Origin of the sequence: Burkholderia sp. Bp8984 (genome assembly GCF_003853755.1) — a bacterium.
Taxonomy (GTDB): Bacteria; Pseudomonadota; Gammaproteobacteria; order Burkholderiales; family Burkholderiaceae; genus Burkholderia.
This window is the reverse complement of sequence record NZ_QTQN01000028.1, coordinates 83,790-100,604: the sequence shown is the minus strand read 5'-3', so window position 1 is coordinate 100,604 and position 16,815 is coordinate 83,790. Positions and strand designations below refer to the sequence as shown.

Sequence of the window (16,815 nt, the reverse complement as noted above, 5' to 3'; positions counted from 1 at the left end):
CCGAGATCTACCCGGTACATCCTTCTCCAGATCACACCAATCCGCCGTCTGTCAGCACCAGTCAATGTCGCGGCGTATGACGATGACGTCATACTGGCCGACGATGCGTGACGTTGGTCCGCAATTGTCTGGAAATGCCACTTTGCAGCGGAATCCCCCGGCTTGATCCATCCGTCCCTCGAAGTGTCACGTCGACCTGCTTGTGTGCACCATTCGGCCAACGCGGCGCAATATCGTCATAAAAATCTATGCGCATAAAGTCCATTCGCGCGACATGCCCGACAGAGCGGAAAATCAATCCTTCAGGGTAATATCGCCACTCGTCCCGATTACCGGCCTCGTCTGCACCTGCCGGAACTCGGCATCCTCGCATTCCGTCTCCTGTACCGTTCATGACTGACAGCCCTGCCCAAGGTGGTCGGACGACCGACTTCCTGCCGTACCTCGTCGCGGCAACGTTCTTCATGGAGTATCTCGACACGACCGTGATCGCGACCGCGTTGCCGCAGATGGCGCGCTCGTTCGGCGTCGGGCCGAACGCGTTGAGCCTCGGGATGACAGCCTACATGCTGGCGCTCGCGGTGTTCATCCCGATCAGCGGCTGGATCGCGGATCGCTATGGCTCGCGTACGGTGTTCGCCACGGCCATCTTCGTCTTTACCGGTGCGTCGGTGCTGTGCGGGCTGTCCGAGGGCGTGGTGACGTTCACGGCCGCGCGACTGCTGCAGGGTGTCGGCGGGGCGATGATGGTGCCGGTCGGACGGATGATCGTCGTGCGCAGCACTGAGAAGGCCAGGCTGATGCGTGCGATCGCGACGATTACGTGGCCGGGCATCGTCGCGCCGGTCGTCGGGCCGCCGATCGGTGGCTTCATCACGACCTACGCGTCATGGCGATGGATCTTCCTGTTGAATGTCCCGTTCGGCATCGCTGCGCTCGTCTGTACCTGGCTGATCGTCCGGAATACACGGGCCGATGAGCAACGGCCGCTTGACTGGGTCGGGTTCGTGCTGGCCGGCGGAGCGTTGACCTGTCTGCTGATCGGTACCGAAGCGGCCGGCCAGCAGGACGTCGACTTCACGCGCGCGGGCATTCTGGTGGGGGCGAGCGTGCTGTTCGGCATCGCCGCGTGGATGCACGCGCAACGCTGCGCGCACCCGCTGCTCGATTTCACGACGCTGAAGGTGCCGACGTTCTCGGTGACGGTGATCACCGGCTCGATCACGCGGATGGCGATCAACGCCGTGCCTTATCTGCTGCCGCTGCTGTTCCAGATCGGTTTCGGGCTGTCGCCGTTCCAGTCCGGCCTGCTGCTGCTCGCGAGCGCGCTCGGCAATCTCGGGATGAAGGCGGGAACGTCGTGGATCCTCGACCGCTTCGGTTTCCGGCGCGTTGCGCTCGTCGACGTGACGATCGTCGGAATCTTCACGATCGCGTGCGGCTGGCTGACCGCGTCGACGCCGCTGGCGATCACGCTGTTCGTCGTATTCGTCTACGGGCTCACGCGGTCGATGCAGTTCACGACGCTCGCGACGCTGGCGTATGCGGATATCCCGGCCCGGCAGACGAGCGCGGCCAGCACGCTGTGGAGCGCCGCGCAGCAGATGACGATCGGGATGGGGATCGCATTCGGTGCGTTGTCGCTGCGGCTCGCGGCGTTGGTACGTGGCGACGCGGCCGGCATGCACTACGTACTCGACGATTTTCGCTGGGCGTTCGTTGCGGCGGGCGTGCTCGCGCTGCTGACGCTGCCGGGCTATGCGCGGCTGGCTTCCGATGCTGGCGACCGCCTGCGGGCAAATGTGGCCCGAGGGTAGGCCGGATCTCGCGTTGCCTTGGCGTCGCGACAGGTGAGGGCGGCGGCTTTTCGTTGCTCACCTGAAACATCGATCGGTCGAGGCGACGATGGTCCGACGGGCGGCACAACCCGTTATCCGTTACCACGGCCGATGAGCGGACCGTACGGCGACGCCAGGGTACAACGAGCATCGAGCACCGACGTGCGGTGCCGGTTGCACGACCCTGCCCGCGTGCCGAATGGCGCGACAGCGTCATGTTTGTTCCGCGGGCCGTCACTGTGCGTCATGGAAGATGATGCCGACCGTGTGGCGGTGGCCGCTTCGAATTCTGCTCACACCATGGCGCAAGTTGACGCGGTAGACGCCGCGCGTTCCCTGCACGGGCCTGCCGTGCACGGCGAAGATCACCGCGTCGCCTTGCATGAGCGGCACCACTTCCGCGCGTGACTGCATGCGTGGCCGCTGTTCCGTCAGCACGAACTCGCCGCCCGTGAAATCCCGCCCGGGTGCCGACAACAGGATCGCGACCTGGAGCGGAAAGACATGCTCGCCATACAGGTCTTGATGGAGACAGTTGTAGTCGTCCGGCCCGTATTGCAGGATCAGCGGCGTCGGGCGTGTCTGCCCCGCCGCGTGGCAGCGATCGAGGAAGGTCCGGTGCTCTTTCGGATAGCGGACGTCGCTCCCGAGTGCCTGGTTCCAGCGATTCGCGATCGGCGCGAGATGCGGATAGAGCGTCGCACGCAACTCGGCGACGACCGCGGGCAGCGGGTACGCGAAGTATTTGTATTCGCCGCGCCCGAACCCGTGCCGTGCCATCACGACGCGTGAACGGTAGAGTGCATCCCGCGCATAGAGCGAGGCGAGCGCATCGCACTCGCTTGTGGAGATCAGGCCTGGTACCCGCGCACATCCGTAGCGATCGAGCTCGACATCGACGGTCGACCAGTCGATTGCGTCGACGCGTTGCGCGATGTCCGGCGATTCGACGGCAGGTTGCAGATCGGCGATATTCACGGGCATCCCTCGGTTCGTCAGCAGTGTGGCGCCGTACGGTCGCGCGAAATACTCGCCAGCGTCGCGTGCACGGTTGAAGCCACGATGAAAGTCGATGAACCCAGTCTAGCGGCGTCCGCGTGCTGGCGCGCTCCAGATCTTGCGCTTCAATTCGGAAGGGGGAGGGAAAGGTTGGGAATGCGGCACGGGCACATCGGTTGCCGCGATGTGTCGGAGCGCAGAAGCGCAGAAGCGCAGAAGCGCAGAAGCGGAGAAGCGACTGAGGAACCTTCCACGGCAGGCGACCGGTTTTCACCGGCCACGCGCCGCTTCCCCGATCAAGCCACCGACCGGAACAACCAGTAGAGCCCGCCAGCCAGTACGATCGACGCGGGCAGCGTCAGCACCCACGCGAGCGCGAGGCTGCGCACCGTGCTCCACTGCAACCCGGATCCGTTCGCCGCCATCGTGCCCGCGACACCCGACGACAGCACGTGCGTCGTCGACACGGGCAGCCCGTACACGTCGGCGGCGCCGATCGTCAGCATCGCGACGACTTCGGCCGACGCGCCCTGCCCATACGTCAAATGCTGCTTGCCGATTTTCTCGCCGACGGTCACGACGATCCGTTTCCAGCCGACCATCGTGCCGAGGCCCAGTGCGATCGCGACAGCCACCTTCACCCAGGTCGGAATGAACTTGGTCGCGTGGTCGAGCTGCTTGCGATAGTTGTCGATCGCGAGCTTGTCGTCGGCGGCGAACGCGGGCTGCCCCGACTTCTCGATCAGGCGAATGGCTTCGGACACCAGATACATCGTGTTGCGCACGTTGTCGACGTCGCGTTGCGGCACCGCCGCCATCGACCCCGACGCGCCGACCGCGTTCGCGAGCGACGCGGACAACTGCTGCACGGCCGGCAGCACCGCGGGCGTCAGTTCACGATGCTGCACGTAGTGTTCGACGTCGGCACGCGGGTTCGCGGACGGCGCGACGCCGTTCGTGTACTTCCCGAACGTCGCGGCAGCCTGGTTCGCGACGGCGACGAAGGTCTGCGTTTCGGCCGGCGTGACGGCCTTGTTCAGCGCATACGCGGTCGGCACCGTGCCGATCAGTATCAGCATGATGAGGCCCATCCCTTTCTGCCCGTCGTTCGACCCGTGCGCGAACGACACGCCCGTGCAGGTCAGGATCAGCAGGCAGCGAATCCAGAACGGCGGCGGCTGATCCTTCGGCGGCTCCTTGTACAACTCCGGAACCCGCACGAGCGCCTTCAGCACGAGCAGCAGCAGTGCCGCGCACAGGAAGCCGACGATCGGCGAGAACAGCAGCGACTTGCCGACGCCGAGCGCCTGGGCCCAGTCGACACCGCTCGTGCCCGACGGCCCGTGCATCAGCTGGTTCATCAGACCGACGCCGATGATCGACCCGATCAGCGTATGCGAGCTCGACGACGGCAATCCGAAATACCAGGTCGCGAGGTTCCACACGATCGCGGCGATCAGCAGCGCGAACACCATCGCGAAGCCTGCGCCGCTGCCGACCTGCAGGATCAGCTCGACCGGCAGCAACTGCAGGATGCCGAACGCGACGGCGCCGCTCGAGACCATCACGCCGAGGAAGTTCCACATGCCGGACCAGATCACCGCGACGTTCGGCGTCAGCGAGTGCGTATAGATCACGGTGGCGACCGCGTTTGCAGTGTCGTGGAAGCCGTTGACGAATTCGAAGCCGAGCGCGATCAGCAGCGCGGCGCCGAGCATCAGGTACGGAAACAGCGAGCCTTCGCGGACCGGCGACAGGTCGGCGATCAGGTGCGTGGCGATATAGAGGGCGCCGAACGCGAGCACCAGTAGAAAGACGGCATAGCCGACCTGCCTGGTGCGTTCGACGGAACCCGAATTGTTCGGTGCAGACGAAGCAGGTTGATTCATGACGGTATCTCGTAAGGGAACCGCGTCCGATCCTAGCTTTCGCTACCAGTCAGTTTGATGACAGTCGGGATGTCGAATCATCGTCTTACGGATGTGTAAGGGGAGGGTGCCGTGACGTCGAATTGCGACATGTCGTGCCGGCTCGCGTCGTCATCCATATCGTGAACAGGCCCGCGCACCGGCATGCGGGCCGCGGGAAGCGCGCACGGCGCGAGCGCCGCTAGCGCAGCATGCGCGGCGCGCTCCATGTCGATTCACGCGCCAGCGCGACGAATGCGGCCAGATAGTCGATCGACGCATCCGCCTCGCGGATGCCGAGGAAGATCTGTTTCGCGATCCCTTTCTTGCCGAGCTTGACCGGCACGACCGGCATCCGGTCCGCGTATTCATCTGCAAGCCATCTTGGCAGCGCGGCCACGCCGCGCCCGCTCGCCACCATCTGCAGCATGATGTCGGTCGTTTCGATCGACTTGTGACGCCGCGGCACGATGCCGGCCGGCGTCAGGAACTGGTTGTAGATGTCGAGCCGGTCGGTCTCGACCGGGTAGGTGATCAGGATCTCGTCGGTCAGCTGCTCGGGCGTCACGTAGTCGGCGTTCGCGAAACGGTGCGCGTCCGCGACCACCAGCACCTGTTCGTAATCGAACACGGGATCGAAGCGCAGGCCCGGCTTGTTCAGCGGGTCGGGCGTCACGAGCACGTCGATGTCATGGCCGAACAGCGCTCCGATGCCGCCGAACTGGAAGCGCTGCTTCACGTCGACGTCGACGTCCGGCCAGCGCGACAGGTACGGCGACACGACCTTCAGCAGCCACTGGTAGCACGGATGGCACTCCATCCCGATGCGCAGCGTGCCGCGCTCGCCCTTCGCGTACTGCTTCATGCGCTCCTCGGCGAGCTCGAACTGCGGCAGCAGCCGGTTCGCCAGCCTCAGCAGATACTGCCCGCCCTGCGTGAGCCGCAGGCCGCGGCCTTCGCGGTCCCAGATCGGCGTGCCGAGTTGCTGCTCGATTTTCCGGACGGTATGGCTGAGCGCCGATTGCGTGAGATGCAGCGCGTTGGCGGCCGCGGTCAACGAGCCCTGGCGCTCGACTTCGCGGATCACGACGAGATGGAATCGTTCCAGCATGGGTATCGCTTGCCCGACAGATACATGAACAGATTTAATGGATGAATGAAATAATGCCATTTTATTTCATGGGATGAAATCCCTATGATGGCTGCCGGATCGACTATTTCTTCAGGACGGCAGCTTCATGGTTACGACCCACAACCTCGGTTTTCCGCGCATCGGCGCGAAGCGCGAACTCAAATTCGGTCTCGAACGCTACTGGAAGGGCGAGTCGTCGCGCGACGCGCTGAAGGCACTCGGCGCCGAACTTCGCCAGCGCCACTGGAACGACCAGCGCGACCTCGATCTCGTGCCGATCGGCGATTTCGCGTTCTACGACCAGGTGCTCGACATGAGCTTCACGCTCGGCAACCTGCCGAAACGCGTGCAGGACTTCCATGGCGATGCGCTCGACAACTATTTCCGCGTCGCGCGCGGCCGCTCGGCGCAGTCGGCGGAAGAACACGCGGCATGCTGCGGCGGAGTCGCGGCCGGTGAAATGACGAAGTGGTTCGACACGAACTATCACTACATCGTCCCGGAATTCCATGCGGATACGAACTTCTCGCTCGATCCGTCGCGCCTGCTCCAGCAACTGGCGGAAGCGCAGGCGCAGGGCGTCGCCGCGAAGCCGGTGATCCTAGGCCCCGTCACGTATCTGTGGCTCGGCAAGGCGAAGGACGATTCCGATCGTCTCGCGCTGCTGCCGAAGCTGCTGCCGGTATATGGCGCGCTGCTCGACACGCTGACCGCGCAAGGCGTCGAATGGGTGCAGATCGACGAGCCGATCCTCGTGACCGAGCTCGACGCCGCCTGGCGCCAGGCGCTGCGCACGGCATACGACGCGCTCGAGACGCGCCGCATCAAGCTGCTGCTCGCGACGTATTTCGGCCAGCTGCAGGACAACCTGGCGCTCGCGGCCTCGCTGCCGGTCGACGGCCTGCATGTCGACGCGATCCACGCCCGCGACGAAATCGACGCACTCGTGCGCGAACTGCCGGCCGGGCGCGTGCTGTCGGTCGGCGCGATCAACGGACGCAACATCTGGAAGACGGACCTGAACGCGGCGCTCGACTGGCTCGAGCCGCTCGCGAAGCAACTGGGCGAGCGCCTGTGGCTCGCACCATCGTGCTCGCTGCTGCACGTGCCGGTCGATCTCGCGAGCGAGCAGACGCTCGACGAGGAGATCCGCTCGTGGCTCGCATTCGCGCTGCAGAAGCTCGACGAACTGAAGCTGCTCGCGACCGCGCTGAACGAAGGCCGCGACGAGGTGGCCGACGCGCTCGCCGCGAACGCGGCCGCGATCGGCTCGCGCCGTCGCTCGCCGCGCGTGAACAACCCGGCGGTGAAGGCCGCGATCGCGCGCATCGACGCGCAGCTCGGCAACCGTGCGAGCCCGTACCCGCAGCGTGCGCCGAAGCAGTCGGCGCGCCTGAACCTGCCGGCCTTCCCGACGACGACGATCGGCTCGTTCCCGCAGACTGCCGAGATCCGCCAGGCGCGCAGCCGGTTCAAGGCCGGCGCGCTGGATGAAGCCGGCTACCGCGCGGCGATGCAGGCGGAAATCGCGCGCAGCGTACGCGAACAGGAATCGCTCGAGCTCGACGTGCTCGTGCACGGCGAAGCCGAACGCAACGACATGGTCGAATACTTCGGCGAGCAGCTCGACGGCTACGCATTCAGCCAGTTCGGCTGGGTGCAGTCGTACGGTTCGCGCTGCGTGAAGCCGCCGATCCTGTTCGGCGACATCAGCCGCCCGAAGGCGATGACGGTCGAATGGATCACGTACGCGCAGTCGCTGACGAACAAGCCGATGAAGGGCATGCTGACCGGCCCGGTGACGATCCTGAACTGGTCGTTCGTGCGCGACGACCAGCCGCGTTCGGTGTCGTGCCATCAGCTCGCGCTCGCGATCCGGGACGAAGTGCTGGATCTCGAGCAGGCCGGCGTGCGCGTGATCCAGATCGACGAGGCCGCGCTGCGCGAAGGGCTGCCGCTGCGTCGCGCGCAATGGGGCGCGTACCTGAAGTGGGCGGTCGAGTCGTTCCGCATCGCCGCGAACGGTGTGCGGGACGATACGCAGATTCATACGCACATGTGCTATTCGGAGTTCAACGACATCATCGCGTCGATCGCCGACATGGATGCGGACGTGATCACGATCGAGACGTCGCGCTCGGACATGGAGCTGCTCGACGCGTTCGACAGCTTCAGGTATCCGAACGAGATCGGGCCGGGCGTGTACGACATCCATTCGCCGAACATCCCGACGCAGGATCACATCGTCGGCCTGATGAAGAAGGCGGCGGAGCGGATTCCGGCGGAGCGCCTGTGGGTGAACCCGGACTGCGGGCTGAAGACGCGTCAGTGGGCGGAAGTGCTTCCGGCGCTGACGAACATGGTCGCCGCGGCGAAGACGCTGCGCAGCAAGGTGCAATGACGCGCGAACGCTGCGCGCCGGCCGTCCCGATCGACGATCGGGCAGCAAACAAGCGGCCCGCATGTGCGGGCCGTTTGTCGCAATGAATGTTCGGGGCGAGGCGGGGGTAGCGGCGTATCGCCCGACGCCCGATGCAAACGGGCAGGCGATGTTGCCTGCCTCGTTTGCGTGAGGTTACGCGGTACGCGCACCGCGCGGCAGCGCTTCGTCCGCCCTGCCGGGCGCGCCGGCATCGTCGATGCTGACGCGGCGCGAGATCAGCCACACGCACACCGACGACAGCACGGCGGCGCTCGTGTACTGGATCGCGAGCGGCCACCATTGCGGCGCGGTGTTCTGCGCGATCAGCGTGGCGACGAGTGGCGTGAGACCGCCGGCGAGCGCGCCGCACACCTGGTACGCGATCGAAATCGCCGTGTAGCGGATGCGCGCGATGAAGATCCCGCTGACGAAACCCGCGACCACCGAGTAGTAGCCCGATTCCGCGAGCGTCGCGAGGCCGACGCCGACCGTGATCGACAGCGGCGTGCCCAGGTGCACGAGCGGCAGCATCACGAACGGCACGATTGCGGCCCATGCGCCGGTGATCAGCAGCACGCGCGTCGTGCCGAAGCGCTGCGCGAGGAACGCGGCGGCGAGCTGCACGACGAACTGCAGCACCGCGACGATCGTCATGCAATGCAGCACCATCGACCGGTCGAGCGACAGGAATTGCGTTGCATAGCTGATCATGAAGATGTTGCTGAAATACACGCCGGCGATGCCGTACACGTTCGCGCCGATCGCGAGCAGCAGCAGCGGCCAGTACTTGAGCGCTTCACGCAGCGGCTTTTGCGCGATGTTGCCGCTCTTCCTGACTTCCTCGAACTCGGGCGACTCGGACACGCTCGCGCGGATCACGAAGCCGACCGCCAGCAGCACGGCGCTCGCAAGGAACGGCACGCGCCAACCCCAGCTCATCATGTCGTCCTTCGACAGCGTGCTGATCGCCCCGAACGCGAGCATCGACAGGATCAGGCCGCTCGCGCTGCCGAGCTGCGCGAACGACGCGAAGAACGTGCGCTTGCCTTCGGGCGCATGCTCGCCGGCGAGCAGCACCGCGCCGCCCCATTCGCCGCCGACGGCGATGCCTTGCAGCACGCGCATCAGCACCAGCAGGATCGGCGCGATCACACCGGCCTGCGCATGGGTCGGCAGCAGGCCGATCGCGACCGTCGACACGGCCATCAGCATCAGCGTCGCGAGCAGCGAGCGCTTGCGGCCGAAGCGGTCGCCGAGATAGCCGAACATCACGCCGCCGAGCGGCCGCGCGAAGAAGCCGACCGCGAACGAGCCGAACGACGCGAGCAGGCTGACGAAACGGCTTTCACCGGGGAAGAACAGCGGCCCGAACACGATGGCGGCGGCGGTCGCGTAGCTATAGAAGTCGTACCACTCGATCGTGGTGCCGACGAACGAAGCGAGCGCCGCCCGCTTCGGTTGCTTGATGGCAGTCCCCATCTGTTATGTGCTCCTCTGTAATTCTCTGATTTGGAATGGGTCGCGTGCCGGGATCAGTCGCGATAGGCGACGCCGGGCAGCACGCACAGCAGCTCGTACGCGAGGTTCGCGCCGAGCAGGGCCGTGGTGCCGAACGGGTCGTACGGCGGCGCCACTTCGACGAGATCGCAGCCGACGATGTTCAGCCCCTTCGCGCCGCGGATGATCTCGAGCGCCTGCGGCACCGTGAGGCCCGCGATTTCCGGCGTGCCGGTGCCCGGTGCGTAGGCCGGGTCGATGCCGTCGATGTCGAAGCTGATGTAGACGGGCGTGTCGCCGATGCGCGCGCGCACTTCCTCCATCAGCGGCGCGAGCGACTTGTTCCAGCATTCCTCGGCCTGGACCACGCGGAAGCCCTGCTCGCGGCACCAGTCGAAATCCTCGGCCGCGTAGCCGGTGCCGCGCAGGCCGATTTGAGTGACCTTGTCGCCGTGCAGCAGGCCTTCCTCGACCGCGCGGCGGAACGGCGTGCCGTGCGCGATCTTTTCGCCCATCATCGTGTCGTTCACGTCGGCGTGTGCATCGACGTGGATCAATGCGACCTTGCCGTGCTTGCGGTGGATCGCGCGCAGGATCGGCAGCGCGATCGTATGGTCGCCGCCGAGTGTGACCGGCTTGCAGTCGTGCTCGAGAATCGCGTCGTATGCAGCCTCGATGCGCGCGATCGAATCGTGCAGGTTGTACGGGTTGATCGCGACGTCGCCGATATCGGCAACCTGCAGCGAATCGAAGGGCGCGGCGCGCGTGGCCATGTTGTACGGGCGCAGCAGCACGGATTCCGTGCGGATCTGGCGCGGGCCGAAGCGCGCGCCGGTGCGGTTGGAGGTGCCGAGGTCGAACGGCACGCCAACGAAACAGGCGTCGAGGCCGGCTGCGCTCGCCACGTGCGGCAGGCGCATCATCGTCGCGATGCCGCCGCTGCGCGGCATTTCATTGCCGCCGAGCGGCTGGAAATGGGTGTGGTCGTTCATGGGCTTGTCTCTTCCGATGTGGGGTTGCCGTATCATTCGACGCGGCCTGGCACATAGTTTTACGCGTCCGGCCGGAAAGAAGAATGCGAAGATATCGACGTAAACATCGATTTTCATCGATGTATGGAAGGGGAACAAAAGGGGAATAGCGTGCTGGGGAATCTGTCGACCCTCGATCTGCGGTTGATCCGCGTGTTTCTCGCGGTCACGGACGCGGGCGGCGTGTCGGCCGCGCAAGCGATCCTGAACGTCGGCCAGTCGACGATCAGCGCGCAGCTGTCGTCGCTCGAGACACGGCTCGGCTACCGGCTCTGCGAGCGCGGCCGCAGCGGCTTCCGGCTCACGCCGAAAGGCGAGCGGTTCCACGCGATGAGCCGCAAGCTGCTCGCCGCGCTCGACGAATTCGGGATCGCGGCGCGGCACATGGACCGCCAGCTGGTCGGCACGTTGCACATCGGCCTGATCGGCCATACGCCGGTCAGCCAGAACGCACGGATCGCCGAGGCGATCGCCGCGTTCCGCACGCGCGACGAGGCCGTGCGCTTCTCGATCTCGGTGCGCGCGCCGGGCGATCTCGAGGAAAAGCTGCTGAGCAACGAGATCCAGATCGCGGTCGGCTATTTCTGGCACCGCGTGCCGTCGCTGCACTACACGCCGCTGTTCATCGAGCGGCAGGTGGCGTACTGCGGGCGCGGCCATCCGCTGTTCGAACGCGCCGGCGCGCTGACGCCGGCCGACGTCGCGGGATTCGAATGGGCGTGGCGCTCGTATCCGCTGCCGGAGGCGCAGATGTCGACGACGCCCGATCGCGTGACGGCAACCGCCGACAACATGGAGGCCGTCGCGCTGCTGATCCTGTCAGGCCATCACCTCGGCTACCTGCCGCAGCACTTTGCGGCGCCGTATGTCGCGCAGGGGCTGCTTGCGCCGCTCAATCCGGACCAACTGCACTACGACGTCACGTTCCACATGGTCGTGGCGCGCGACGGGCGCGGCGATCCGCTCGTCGAAGCGTTTCTCGAGGATCTCGAGCGCGCGCATCAAAAGCCCGATGTCGTGTGAGGTCGCGTGAGGTCGCCTGAGGGCGGCAACGTGAACGAATGTCACGCCGGAGCGATCCACTGCCCGCATCACGGCACCGGCAACCCCGCATCGTGCTTCACCTCCCGCAACGACAACGCCGATTCGATCGACGTGACGCCCGGCAGCATCCGCAGCGAGTCGCGCAGGAACGTACCGTAGTCGTCGAGATCGCGCGCGACCACCTGCAGCAGGTAGTCGGCCGTGCCCGCGACGTTGTGGCACGCGAGGATCCGCTCGATGCCGAGCACTTCCCGTTCGAACCGGTCGGCGACCTTGCGGTCGTGCGTCGCGAACCGCACGAGCACGAATGCGACGACGCCGAAGCCGAGCGCCTGGCGCGACAGCTGCGCGCGGTAGCGCTCGATGTAGCCGTCGTTTTCGAGACGCTTCAGGCGCCGTGCGCAGGGCGTCTCGGACAGGCCGACGGAATCGGCGAGACGCGCGATCGGCAGGCGGCCGTCGCGCTGCACCGCGGCGAGGATCGCGCGATCGGTTTTGTCGAGTTCGGTCATGTTGGCGGAATCCTTGTCTAAATTCCGTGATTTTGGCGGATTCCGCTATGTATCGCCAATTTCGAGCCAAAGATGGCCAATAATCGCTCTCCCTTCAGCGGCAACATATCGTCACTGAAGAACGGGGGCAGACCATGATTTCCACGCATTTGCTGTTGATTTATCTCGCCGCGCTGGCGGCCATCTACGCGGTGCCCGGGCCCGACATGGCGCTCGTGCTGCAGACCAGCATCGGCCGCGGCGTGCGCCCGGGCATGGCGGCGGCGGCCGGCCTGTCGCTGTCGCGCACCGCGCACGTGACGCTGTCCGCCTGCGGCGTCGCGGCGCTGATCCGCAGCGCACCGTGGCTGTATGAAGTGATCCGCTACGGCGGCGCGCTTTATCTCGCTTACGTCGCGATCCAGGTGTTCCGCTCGCCGGTGTTCGCGCTCGGCGACGGCGATGGGGCGGCGCCGGGCGAACTGCGGCAGTCGTTCTTCAAGGGGCTGCTGACGAACCTGCTGAATCCGAAGGCACTGCTGTTCTGCTCGGTGCTGCTGCCGCAGTTCGTGCGCCCCGAGGCAGGGCCCGTCGTGTGGCAGATGTTCGAGCTCGGCGCGCTGCTCGTCGCCGCCGGCGTGTGTTTCGACCTCGCATGCGTGTTCGGCGCGTCGCGCATCGCGGCGTGGATGCGCGCGCATCCGCTCGCGCAGACGGTCCAGCGCTGGACGTTTTCCGCGGCGCTGATCGGGTTCGCGTTGCGCCTGTCGATGGATTGAGCTGCTGCATTGCATCACGGCCGCGCGGCTCGACTTGCCGCGCGGCCGCGATGCGCTGCCGAACGCGGGCCGCGCGCCATGCCGGGCTTCGCGCGCATGCGTTGGGGTGGAAGGGCGTGCGCGTAAATCGTCTGACTGATCTAAACTCCCTTCAGCTTCGCGCTTTCGCGAACCGACTGACCGAACGGAACCGACTTCCGCCGGCTATGTCCGATTTCCTGGCTGTTCCGTGCAACGCGGTACCAAGGAGGGTCTGAACATGGCAAGGCATCTTCACGCCGACCGTGAACCCCGAATCGTCGCCGAGTCGAAGTGTCTCGGCCCCTGCGATCCGGCAGAACGTATCCACGTCACGATCATGTTGCGGCGGCAGGAAGAAGGGCAACTCGACACGTTGGTCCAGCAGCTCGCCACCGGCGACGCACAGGCGAAACCGCTGTCGCGCGAAGCGTTCGCGCAGCGTTTCTCCGCCAATCCCGACGACATTCGCAAGACCGAGGACTTCGCGCGCCGTCACCAGCTCACGGTCGATCGCGTCGATCCGGTCGAAAGCGTCGTCGTGCTGTCCGGCTCGATCCAGCAGTTCGAAGCGGCATTCAGCGTGAAGCTCGAGCGTTTCGAGCATCGTTCGATCGGCCAGTACCGCGGCCGCTCGGGCCCGATCGCGCTGCCGGACGAGCTCGGCGATGCCGTCACGGCCGTGCTCGGCCTCGACAGCCGTCCGCAGGCGCGGCCGCATTTCCGGCTGCGTCCGCCGTTCCAGCCCGCGCGCGGCGCGCCCGCCGTCACGTTCACGCCGATCCAGCTCGCGTCGCTGTACGGCTTTCCGGCCGGCGACGGTGCAGGGCAATGCATCGCGATCGTCGAACTCGGCGGCGGCTATCGCGCAGCCGATATCCAGCAGTATTTCCGCGGGCTCGGCATCAAGACGCCGCCGACGCTCGTCGACGTGAACGTCGGCACCGGCCGCAATGCGCCGACCGGCGAGGCGAACGGCCCGGACGGCGAAGTCGCGCTCGACATCGAGATAGCCGGTGCGATCGCGCCCGCCGCGAAGCTCGCCGTCTATTTCGCGCCGAACAGCGACGCGGGCTTCATCCAGGCCGTCAACGCGGCCGTCACCGACAAGACCAACCGGCCGTCGGTGATCTCGATCAGCTGGGGCGGCCCGGAAGCGATCTGGCAGGCGCAGTCGGCGCATGCGTTCAACCGCGTGCTGCAGGCGGCCGCCGCGCAGGGGATCACGGTATGCGCGGCGTCGGGCGACAGCGGCTCGGGCGACGGGCTGCAGGACGGCACGGATCATGTCGACTTCCCGGCGTCGAGTCCGTACGTGCTCGGCTGCGGCGGCACGCAGCTCGATGCGCTGCCGGGGCAGGGCATTCGCAGCGAAGTCGCGTGGAACGACGAGGCGGCCGGCGGCGGCGCGGGCGGCGGCGGTGTCAGCACGCTGTTCGACCTGCCGGCGTGGCAGCAGGGATTGACCGTCACGCTCGCCGACGGCAGCACCACGCCGCTCACGAAGCGCGGCGTGCCGGACGTCGCCGCCGATGCATCGCCGCAGACGGGCTACGAGGTGTCGGTCGCCGGCACGGTCGCGGTGATGGGCGGCACGAGCGCGGTCGCGCCGTTGTGGGCCGCGCTGATCGCACGGATCAATGCGGCGGCGAGTGCGGCGGCCGGTGCGGCGGCGAGTGCATCGGCCGGCTGGATCAACCCGGCGCTGTACAAGAATCCTGGCGCGTTGCGTGACATCACGAAAGGCTCGAACGGCACGTATGCCGCCGCGTCCGGCTGGGATGCGTGCACGGGCCTCGGCAGCCCCGACGGCGCGAAACTCGCGGCGATCCTCGCGCGCAAGCCGTCGAGCTGACGCGCCGGCACCGGCCTTTCCAAGCGACGCGGGTTTCCTGCCCGCGTCTTTTTTCACCTCGAGGAGCAGCACGATGGGCATCGATTCCGCATCTTCCGGCGGCGTGTATCCGCTGCATCACGGCGACCACAATTCGCATGGCGTGCCGCCGACCATCAGTCCGGTCGCGCTGAGCCACGGCCGCGACCAGCCGTTCTTCGATCCGGTCGCGTACGGCAACGGTCCCGACGACTCGGTGACCGACACGACCGAAGCGGCCGCGATCACGCATCACACGATCCTGATCGATGGCAAGCGCATCGCGTACACGGCGACGGCCGGCCACCTCGTGACGGTCGACCCGAGCAGCTCGCTGCCGGCCGCGAAGCTCTTCTACGTCGCGTTCACGGCCGACGGCGCGAAGGAGGAAACGCGGCCCGTCACGTTCTTCTACAACGGCGGACCCGGGTCGTCGTCGGTGTTCGTGCTGCTCGGCTCGTTCGCGCCGAAGCGCATCAGGACGTCGATGCCGGGGTTCACGCCGCCCGCGCCGTATCAGATGGAAGACAATCCGGACAGCATGATCGACCACAGCGACCTGGTGTTCATCAACCCGGTCGGCACCGGTTATTCGGCGGCCGTCGCGCCGAACAAGAACCGCGATTTCTGGGGCGTCGACCAGGATGCGGATTCGCTGAAGCAGTTCATCAAGCGCTACCTGACGAAGAACAACCGCTGGAATTCGCCGAAGTACCTGTTCGGCGAGTCGTACGGCACCGCGCGCAGCTGCGTGCTCGCGTACAAGCTGCACGAGGACGGCGTCGACCTGAACGGCGTCACGCTGCAGTCGTCGATCCTCGACTACCGGCAGGCCGGCAACCCGGTCGGCGCGCTGCCGACCGCGGCGGCCGACGCGTGGTATCACAAGAAGCTCGGCGTCACGCCCGCGCCGACCGATCTCGGCGCGTTCGTCGAGGAAGTCGCGCAATTCGCGCGCACCGACTACCTGAAGGCGCTGCGCACGGTTCCGCATGCGGACCCGGCCGCCGTGCAGAAGCTGTCGCGATACACGGGTATCGATACGGCGACGCTGCAGTCGTGGAGCCTCGACATCGCGGGCTACGACACGCGCGGCAATTCGCTGTTCCTGACGACGCTGCTGCACGCGCAGGGGCTCGCGCTCGGGTCGTACGACGGCCGCGTGACCGGGATCTCGTCGGGCATCGCCGGCAAGATCGACCCGAACTCGGGCGGCAACGATCCGACGATGACGGCCGTGACGGGCGTCTACACGGCGATGTGGAACAGCTACCTGAACGAGCAGCTGAAGTTCACGTCGAATTCCGCGTTCACGGACCTGAACGACCAGGCGTTCCGGAACTGGGACTTCAGCCACATCGACCCGACCGGCGCGCAGCAGGGCATCGATGCGAAGGGGAACCTGATCCTCTACACGGCGGGCGATCTCGCCGCGGTGATGGCGCTGAACGTCGACCTGAAGGTGCTGTCGGCGAACGGCCTCTACGACTTCGTCACGCCGTTCTACCAGACCGTGATCGACCTGCAGCAGATGCCGCTCGAGGATCCGAAGGTGCGGCAGAACCTGTCCGCGCGTTTCTATCCGTCCGGGCACATGGTGTATCTCGACGGCGGTTCGCGCACCGCGCTCAAGCGCGATCTCGCGACGATGTACGACGCGACGGTCAGCGATACGGGCGCGCGGCTGCGGATTCGCGCGCTGCAGGCGAAGAAGGCGGGCGGGCACGCGTAGCGCTGCCCGTCGCGCAGGCGCCGCGCGTAACCGCCAGGGTTCGCGCGGCGCG

At 66.3% G+C, this 16,815-nt stretch carries 12 protein-coding genes; 6 read left to right on the top strand and 6 right to left on the bottom strand.

Features of this window, described 5'->3' with window-relative positions:
- Positions 1-392 precede the first annotated feature (392 nt).
- Positions 393-1,817, top strand: a complete 1,425-nt coding sequence (locus DID98_RS25645; protein WP_124488700.1) for a DHA2 family efflux MFS transporter permease subunit — start codon at positions 393-395, stop codon at positions 1,815-1,817.
- 255 nt (positions 1,818-2,072) lie between these two features.
- On the opposite strand, the gene DID98_RS25640 is transcribed toward DID98_RS25645, so the two are convergent.
- The 3 genes from DID98_RS25640 to DID98_RS25630 all read right to left on the bottom strand — a co-directional run bounded on the left by DID98_RS25640 (position 2,073) and on the right by DID98_RS25630 (position 5,855).
- Entirely contained in the window at positions 2,073-2,816 is a 744-nt protein-coding gene (locus DID98_RS25640) for a 2OG-Fe(II) oxygenase (protein WP_185500328.1), read from the bottom strand.
- A gap of 317 nt (positions 2,817-3,133) precedes the next feature.
- Positions 3,134-4,726 carry an inorganic phosphate transporter gene (locus tag DID98_RS25635; protein WP_124488698.1) on the bottom strand — a complete coding sequence of 531 codons (1,593 nt, stop codon included), beginning with the start codon at positions 4,724-4,726 and terminating at the stop codon, positions 3,134-3,136.
- A gap of 220 nt (positions 4,727-4,946) precedes the next feature.
- Positions 4,947-5,855, bottom strand: coding sequence for a LysR family transcriptional regulator (locus tag DID98_RS25630; RefSeq protein ID WP_124523339.1), 909 nt, complete (start codon positions 5,853-5,855; stop codon positions 4,947-4,949).
- 127 nt (positions 5,856-5,982) lie between these two features.
- Between DID98_RS25630 and metE the strand changes: the two genes are divergently transcribed.
- Positions 5,983-8,277, top strand: coding sequence for a 5-methyltetrahydropteroyltriglutamate--homocysteine S-methyltransferase (gene metE, locus DID98_RS25625; protein WP_124523337.1), 2,295 nt, complete (start codon positions 5,983-5,985; stop codon positions 8,275-8,277).
- A 174-nt stretch (positions 8,278-8,451) separates the two neighbouring features.
- On the opposite strand, the gene DID98_RS25620 is transcribed toward metE, so the two are convergent.
- Both DID98_RS25620 and speB read right to left on the bottom strand, forming a co-directional pair.
- Positions 8,452-9,777, bottom strand: coding sequence for an MFS transporter (locus DID98_RS25620; RefSeq protein ID WP_124523335.1), 1,326 nt, complete (start codon positions 9,775-9,777; stop codon positions 8,452-8,454).
- 53 nt (positions 9,778-9,830) lie between these two features.
- The gene (gene speB, locus DID98_RS25615; RefSeq protein ID WP_124488694.1) at positions 9,831-10,787 is read right to left on the bottom strand and encodes an agmatinase; all 957 of its coding nucleotides are present in this window, start codon (positions 10,785-10,787) and stop codon (positions 9,831-9,833) included.
- A 150-nt stretch (positions 10,788-10,937) separates the two neighbouring features.
- Here speB and DID98_RS25610 point away from each other — a divergent pair, with 150 nt between their 5' ends.
- On the top strand, positions 10,938-11,849 hold the full coding sequence (locus DID98_RS25610; RefSeq protein WP_124523321.1) for a LysR family transcriptional regulator: 912 nt from the start codon (positions 10,938-10,940) through the stop codon (positions 11,847-11,849).
- A 68-nt stretch (positions 11,850-11,917) separates the two neighbouring features.
- Here the strand turns inward: DID98_RS25610 and DID98_RS25605 are convergent, their stop codons facing one another.
- Positions 11,918-12,382: an Lrp/AsnC family transcriptional regulator gene (locus DID98_RS25605; protein ID WP_044848788.1), complete on the bottom strand. Its 465-nt coding sequence runs from the start codon at positions 12,380-12,382 to the stop codon at positions 11,918-11,920.
- A gap of 134 nt (positions 12,383-12,516) precedes the next feature.
- Here DID98_RS25605 and DID98_RS25600 point away from each other — a divergent pair, with 134 nt between their 5' ends.
- From DID98_RS25600 to DID98_RS25590, 3 genes are all read left to right on the top strand, one after another.
- Positions 12,517-13,140 carry a LysE family translocator gene (locus tag DID98_RS25600; RefSeq protein WP_124488692.1) on the top strand — a complete coding sequence of 208 codons (624 nt, stop codon included), beginning with the start codon at positions 12,517-12,519 and terminating at the stop codon, positions 13,138-13,140.
- A 259-nt stretch (positions 13,141-13,399) separates the two neighbouring features.
- Positions 13,400-15,013, top strand: a complete 1,614-nt coding sequence (locus tag DID98_RS25595) for a protease pro-enzyme activation domain-containing protein (protein ID WP_124523319.1) — start codon at positions 13,400-13,402, stop codon at positions 15,011-15,013.
- A gap of 73 nt (positions 15,014-15,086) precedes the next feature.
- Positions 15,087-16,763 carry a S10 family peptidase gene (locus tag DID98_RS25590; protein ID WP_124488690.1) on the top strand — a complete coding sequence of 559 codons (1,677 nt, stop codon included), beginning with the start codon at positions 15,087-15,089 and terminating at the stop codon, positions 16,761-16,763.
- The last annotated feature ends 52 nt before the right edge of the window (positions 16,764-16,815 follow it).

Excerpts from the sequence above, each read along its gene's own strand:
- speB (WP_124488694.1), bottom strand. The coding sequence starts at position 10,787 with ATGAACGACCACACCCATTTCCAGCCGCTCGGCGGCAATGAAATGCCG.
- DID98_RS25605 (WP_044848788.1), bottom strand. The coding sequence starts at position 12,382 with ATGACCGAACTCGACAAAACCGATCGCGCGATCCTCGCCGCGGTGCAG.
- DID98_RS25630 (WP_124523339.1), bottom strand. The coding sequence starts at position 5,855 with ATGCTGGAACGATTCCATCTCGTCGTGATCCGCGAAGTCGAGCGCCAG.
- metE (WP_124523337.1), top strand. The coding sequence starts at position 5,983 with ATGGTTACGACCCACAACCTCGGTTTTCCGCGCATCGGCGCGAAGCGC.
- DID98_RS25600 (WP_124488692.1), top strand. The coding sequence starts at position 12,517 with ATGATTTCCACGCATTTGCTGTTGATTTATCTCGCCGCGCTGGCGGCC.
- DID98_RS25590 (WP_124488690.1), top strand. The coding sequence starts at position 15,087 with ATGGGCATCGATTCCGCATCTTCCGGCGGCGTGTATCCGCTGCATCAC.
- DID98_RS25620 (WP_124523335.1), bottom strand. The coding sequence starts at position 9,777 with ATGGGGACTGCCATCAAGCAACCGAAGCGGGCGGCGCTCGCTTCGTTC.
- DID98_RS25635 (WP_124488698.1), bottom strand. The coding sequence starts at position 4,726 with ATGAATCAACCTGCTTCGTCTGCACCGAACAATTCGGGTTCCGTCGAA.
- DID98_RS25645 (WP_124488700.1), top strand. The coding sequence starts at position 393 with ATGACTGACAGCCCTGCCCAAGGTGGTCGGACGACCGACTTCCTGCCG.
- DID98_RS25595 (WP_124523319.1), top strand. The coding sequence starts at position 13,400 with ATGGCAAGGCATCTTCACGCCGACCGTGAACCCCGAATCGTCGCCGAG.